Source organism: Curtobacterium sp. B8 (assembly GCF_000333315.1).
Classification (GTDB): Bacteria; Actinomycetota; Actinomycetes; order Actinomycetales; family Microbacteriaceae; genus Curtobacterium; species Curtobacterium luteum.
On record NZ_BACW01000282.1, the window covers coordinates 1 to 4,045 of the forward strand.

General features: G+C 72.2%; 3 protein-coding genes and 1 pseudogene. 3 read left to right on the top strand and 1 reads right to left on the bottom strand.

Features of this window, described 5'->3' with window-relative positions; translation table 11 throughout:
- Positions 1 to 243: pseudogene (locus I59_RS06850) on the bottom strand (EamA/RhaT family transporter); the annotation flags it as partial.
- 36 nt (positions 244 to 279) lie between these two features.
- Here I59_RS06850 and I59_RS19400 point away from each other — a divergent pair.
- The 3 genes from I59_RS19400 to I59_RS06865 form a co-directional block, all read left to right on the top strand.
- On the top strand, positions 280 to 1,419 hold the full coding sequence (locus tag I59_RS19400; RefSeq protein ID WP_148286120.1) for a CPBP family intramembrane glutamic endopeptidase: 1,140 nt from the start codon (positions 280 to 282) through the stop codon (positions 1,417 to 1,419).
- A gap of 10 nt (positions 1,420 to 1,429) precedes the next feature.
- Positions 1,430 to 3,271, top strand: a complete 1,842-nt coding sequence (recQ, locus tag I59_RS06860; protein WP_022903231.1) for a DNA helicase RecQ — start codon at positions 1,430 to 1,432, stop codon at positions 3,269 to 3,271.
- A gap of 105 nt (positions 3,272 to 3,376) precedes the next feature.
- Positions 3,377 to 4,045 (top strand): 1-acyl-sn-glycerol-3-phosphate acyltransferase (locus I59_RS06865; protein WP_022903232.1); only part of this gene is annotated, 669 nt, incomplete at its 3' end.

Genomic DNA, 4,045 nt, shown 5'->3' on the forward strand with positions numbered 1-4,045 from the left:
CGCCGTGTAGAGGAGGAGGACGGCCGCGCCGCCCGCGAGGCCCGCGACCGCGCCCCACACGACCGCACGGCCCGAGAACGCCGAGTCCACGACGACGAGCCCCACCAGGAGCGGCACGATCCCGACGACCGCCGCCACCGCCGTGACGACGACGGGGCGGAGGCGACGCGAGGCCACCCCGCCGAGGAAGTCGGCGAACCCGTAGACGAGAGCGCCGGACAGGCCGAGGACGACGGTGAGCACGGCTCCCATCCTGCCCGCACCGGTACCCTGCACGGCGTGAGCGTTCCCTACCAGCGACTTCCCCGCATCGATGGCCGGTGGCGGTGGTGGCGTCCGCTCGTGGCGCTGGCGGTCCTGGCGGGTTGGTACCTCGTGTCCCAGGTCCTCATCGTCATCGCGTTCACGATCCCGATCGGCGCGACCTCCGGGGCGGACGGCCTGATCGACTTCGAGCAGAAGCTCTCGAGCGGCGCGCTCGACCCGACGGACCCGCTGACGCTGTCGGTCTCGCTCGTGTCGCTCGTGGTGCTGCTCCCCGGGATCGTCGTCGCCGTGCGGATCGCGGGGCTCGGGCGGGGCGTCCTGTCGTCGGTGCGTTTCCGGGTCCGCTGGGGCTGGACCGCGTGGTGCCTGATCCCCACCCTCGTGATCGCGGCGATCATGTTCGCGGTGCAGGGTCTGCCGATGCTCACGCTCGACGGCGGCTTCGGTTGGGACCACGACGCCATCGGGCAGTCCACCGTCACGCTGTCGACGCTGGTGCTCACGATCGCCCTCGTCGTCGTGCTGGTGCCGTTCCAGGGCGCCGCCGAGGAGTACATCTTCCGCGGCTTCCTCATGCAGACGATCGCGTCGTGGATCCCGCGCCGCGCCGGGACCGTCATCGCGGTCGCGGTGTCGACGGTGGTCTTCGCCTCGCTGCACATCCCGAACGGCTACAACGTCTGGGGCATCCTCGACGTGGGGTCGTTCGGCCTCGTCGCCGCGATCATCGTGCTCCGCACCGGTGGGCTCGAGGCCACGGTCCTGCAGCACGCGTTCAACAACATCATGATTTTCGTGTTGCAGGCGCCGGGCTGGTCGAGGATCGACCTGCAGTCGCAGGACGCGAACGGCACCTGGCAGGGGTGGCTCGTCACGCTCGGCACGTCGCTGGCGTACTGGGGCATGGTGGAGCTCCTCGCGCGGTGGCGCCGCCTCGATCGTCGCTTCGCCGGGCGCGAGGCACCCCGCTTCCGCGGTCCGGTCCCCGCCTGGGCGGGAGGGTCGCGCTGGGTCCGGCCGGGAGGCACGGGCTGGGACGGCGCGCCGACCCACGCCGACGGGGTGGCCGGGTCGGCGGACGCCGCGGACGCTCCGGGCGACGCCGGCGCGGGACCTGTGGACGCGACCGCGGGTGTCGCCGGCCGATCGTAGGCTTGGGGGCATGAGCACGACGGCCACGACCTCCCCGTCGCGGTCCGCCGCGCTCGACGTCCTGCACCGCGTGTGGGGCTACGACGACTTCCGCGGCGAGCAGGCCGCGATCATCGACCAGGTCGTCTCCGGCGGCGACGCCCTCGTGCTCATGCCGACCGGTGGCGGCAAGTCGCTCTGCTACCAGGTGCCCGCGCTCGTGCGGGACGGCGTCGGGGTCGTGGTGTCGCCGCTCATCGCGCTCATGCAGGACCAGGTCGACGCCCTCGCCGCCAACGGCGTGCGCGCGGCGTTCCTCAACTCGACGCAGGGGCCCGACGAGCGCGCCCGCGTCGAACAGGCCGTCGTGTCCGGGCAGGTCGACATGCTCTACCTCGCGCCCGAGCGGCTCCGGCTCGAGAGCACGCGGGCGCTGCTCGACCGTGCCCGCATCGCGCTGTTCGCCATCGACGAGGCACACTGCGTCGCCCAGTGGGGGCACGACTTCCGGCCGGACTACCTCGAACTGAGCGTCCTGCACGAGCGCTGGCCCGCGGTGCCCCGGATCGCGTTGACGGCTACGGCGACCCCGCAGACCCACCGCGAGATCTCCGCGCGCCTCGGCCTCGACGCCGCCGCCCACTTCGTCGCCGACTTCGACCGGCCGAACATCCAGTACCGGATCGAGCCCAAGACCGGGGCGCTCCAGCAGCTGCTCACCTTCATCCGGACGGAGCACAGCGGCGACGCCGGCATCGTCTACTGCCTCTCGCGGAACTCCGTCGAACGCACCGCCGCGGCGCTGGCCGAGCAGGGCATCCCGGCGCTGCCGTACCACGCCGGCCTCGACGCCCGGGTGCGCGAGCGCAACCAGTCGACCTTCCTCCGCGAGGACGGCGTCGTCATGGTCGCGACGATCGCGTTCGGCATGGGGATCGACAAGCCGGACGTCCGCTTCGTGGCACACCTCGACCTGCCGAAGTCGGTCGAGGGCTACTACCAGGAGACCGGTCGTGCCGGCCGCGACGGACTGCCCTCGACCGCGTGGCTCGCCTACGGGCTGAACGACGTGGTGCAGCAGCGTCGGATGATCGACCAGTCCGAGGGCGACGCGGCCCACCGACGCCAGCTCAGCGCGCACCTCGACGCCATGCTCGCCCTCTGCGAGACCATCGAGTGCCGACGCGTCCGGCTGCTCGCCTACTTCGGGCAGGAGAGCACGGCGTGCGGCAACTGCGACACGTGCATCGCGCCGCCCGAGTCGTGGGACGGCACCGTGCCCGCGCAGAAGCTCCTGTCCACCGTGGTCCGGCTCGAGCGTGAGCGCGGCCAGCGGTACGGCGTCGCGCACCTCGTCGACATCCTCGTCGGCAAGCAGTCGCCGCGCGTGCAGGAACTCCGGCACGACTCGCTCGCGACGTTCGGCATCGGCGCCGACCTGTCCGAGGGGGAGTGGCGCACGGTGGCCCGGCAGCTCCTCGCGCAGGGGTTCATGGCGGTGTCGGGCGACGGCTACGGCACGATCATCCTCAGCACGACGAGCGCCGACGTCCTCGCCGGGCGGGTGGTGGTCCGCATGCGCCGCGACCCGGTGAAGAGCCCCCGAGCCGGCCGCTCGCGTCGTACGGTCGTGACGGACATGCCGCAGGAGGCGGTCGGGCTGTTCGAGGCCCTCCGGTCGTGGCGCGCGGCGCAGGCACGCGAACAGGGTGTGCCCGCCTACGTGGTGTTCAACGACGCCACGCTCCGGGGCATCGCGGCGGTGAAGCCGGCCGACGTGGACGAGCTCGGCGAGATCTCCGGTGTGGGCGCCGCGAAGCTCGAGCGGTACGGGCGGGCGGTGCTCGACGTCGTCGCTGCCGCTGCCGACTGACCGTTCTCCGCGCGCTGCGTCTGCACGGGCGGATCGCATGCCGTGTCGGGCATGTGCCGCGGAGGACGCTCATTACACTCGGAACCCCGTCACGAGGAGGCCCGGGTGTCCGGATCGACGAAGTTCGCCACCGTGCTGAGCCGCGCTGTGGTCACACCGCTCGCGCGACTGCTGTGGCGCCCGCGGATCGTCGGTCGGCGGAACGTCCCGAAGCACGGCGCCGTCATCCTCGCGAGCAACCACCGCTCGTTCATCGACTCGCCCGCGATCACGCTCATGGCGCCGCGGAAGGTGTCGTTCCTCGCGAAGCAGGAGTACTTCACCGGGACCGGTCTCCGCGGTGCGGTGTCGCGCGCGTTCTTCGGCGGCATCGGTGCGATCGGCGTCGAGCGTGGTGCGGGGTCCGCGGCGCAGCACGCCCTCGACCTCGGGCTCGAACGACTCGAAGCGGGGGAGGCCTTCGCGATCTACCCCGAGGGCACCCGCTCGCTCGACGGTCGCCTGTACAAGGGCCGGACCGGTGTCGCCTGGCTGGCGCTCACGAGCGGTGCCCCCGTCGTCCCCGTCGCGCTGACCGGCACCGAGGACGTGCAGCCCGTCGGCTCGAAGGTCCCGCGGTTCGCGAAGGTGACGATCGAGTTCGGGAAGCCCCTCGACCTGTCGTCCTTCGGTGAGGCCTCGTCCGGCCGTGCTCGTCGCCATGCGACCGACGCCGTGATGGCCGCGATCCANGAGCTCAGCGGGCAGGAGCCCGCGAACGCGTACAACAACCCG